Raw genomic sequence first — 2034 nt, 5'->3', positions numbered from 1 at the left:
ATCAGGGGCGTTATCACCCTGATGGGATTCTGGAGTTCCTCGGCCGTACCGATCACCAGGTGAAGATCCGCGGCCACCGCATCGAACTCGGCGAAGTGGAGCGTGCGCTCGAACGCGTCGACGGCGTGCGGGAGGCCGTTGCCGTCGTGGTGCCCGAGCGCCACACACTCTGCGCGTTGGTGGTCGGAGCGGACGGCGCCGACGTCCGGCCCGTCCGGGTGCAGCAATCGGTCGCCGATCAGCTGCCGGGTTTCATGGTGCCCACGCACGTCGCCGTCTCCGGCGCGCTGCCCCTCAGCGCAAACGGCAAGATCGACCGGGCGAAGGTGCAGCAGGATCTCGCCGAGCGGCTCACCGCGGAGGCGTCGGCAGACGGACCGGCGGATGCGGAGCTCACCGGGGCGGAGGCCACTCTCGCCGCCGTATGGGCCGAGCTGCTGGACGCCCGCTCGCCCGGCCGCGAGTCGAACTTCTTCCACCTCGGCGGTGACAGCCTGCTGGCCACCCGCATGCTCGCAGAGCTGCGCCGCCAAGGACTCACGGGGCGCCTGGGTGACCTGTTCAGCGTCCCGACCCTCGCCGGCTTCGCAGCGACGCTCGCCGCGGCGGACAGCACCGGCGAGGAGACGACGACGGTCGTCCCCGACGTCGCCAACCGCCACGAGCCCTTCGAACTGACCGACGTCCAGCGTGCCTACTGGCTGGGGCGCCGCTCCGGCTTCGCCCTGGGCGGGGTCGGCTCCTACTGGTACTGGGAGTTCGAGTCGGACGGGGTGGACCTCGAGCGCCTGGAGGCCGCCTGGAACGCCGTCGTCGCGCGGCACGAGATGATGCGCGCCGTCCTGGACGACGACGGCCGGCAGCGCATCCTCCCGACCGTGCCCCGGTTCCGGCTGCCGGTGCGCACCACGACCGTGGCCGGCCACGACACGGCGGTGGCCGAACTGCGCGGCATGGACAGCCAGATCCTGGACGTCACGGCATGGCCGCTCTTCGACGTACGCGCCGTGCAGTGCGAAGACGGGCGCACGGTGATCGGCGTCGGGTTCGACTACATCGTCCTCGACGCGCTCAGCATCGTCACCGTCCTCAGCGAGGTCTCCGCCCTCTACAGCGACCCGGGTCTCCGACTGCCGGAGCTGGAGCTGTCGTACCGCGACTACCTGCTCGCCACGCAGGTCGACGACGACGTCCGCGCACGCGACGAGGCCTACTGGCTCCAGGCCATCGACGAACTGCCGCCACCTCCCGCCCTTCCCCTCCAGGTCGCGCCGGAAGAGGTGGACCAACCCCGGTTCGCCCGCCGCGAGTTCCGGATCGAGCCTGCACAGTGGCAGGCCCTGCGGCAGCGGACCGCCGAGCACGGGCTGACCATCTCGACGGTCGTGGCCACGGCATTCGCCGAGATCCTGGCCATGTGGAGTGCCGACCCGGCCCTGACCCTCACCATGACGGTCTTCGACCGCCAGGACCTCCACCCCGAAGTGGATCAGGTGGTCGGCGACTTCACCTCCCTTATGCTGCTGGGCCACACCGGCGGCGCCGACGAGCCGTGGGCGCAGACCGTGCGACGTGTGCAGGGCCAGGTGTGGGAGGGAATGGAGCACCGGGGCGTCTCGGCGACATGGGTGCTGCAACAACTGGCGCGGCGCCACGGCATGCCGCAGATGCTGATGCCGGTCGTCTTCACCTCGACCCTGGGCGTTGCAGGGGAATTCCCCGATCTGGAGCTCTCCTTCGGCACCCGGACCCGGGGGCTGTCCCAGACGCCGCAGGTCACCCTGGACTGCCAGGTGGTCGAGCAGGGCGGCGGACTCAGCGTCAACTGGGACTACGTCGAGGGCCTGTTCGCGCCCGGAGTCGTGGAGGCGGCCGCCGACGCGATGCGCACCCTGCTGGAGACGCTGGCCGACCACGACTGGGAAGGCCCCCCGCCGCGCGTGGGGTTGCCGGTGGGGCAGGCGGTGGTGCGGGCTGAGGTGAATGCGACGGAGGTGGGGTTCGAGCCGTGGTTGTTGCATGTGCCGGTGTTTG

At 70.7% G+C, this 2034-nt stretch carries 1 protein-coding gene; it reads left to right on the top strand.

The genetic code is table 11. The features are described 5' to 3' along the window. A partial coding sequence (locus tag H180DRAFT_RS28365; RefSeq protein WP_254666228.1) for a condensation domain-containing protein occupies positions 1-2034 on the top strand: 2034 nt, incomplete at both ends.

Source organism: Streptomyces sp. WMMB 322, from assembly GCF_900090145.1.
GTDB lineage: Bacteria > Actinomycetota > Actinomycetes > Streptomycetales > Streptomycetaceae > Streptomyces.
This window is presented reverse-complemented; position numbering and strand designations above follow the sequence as displayed.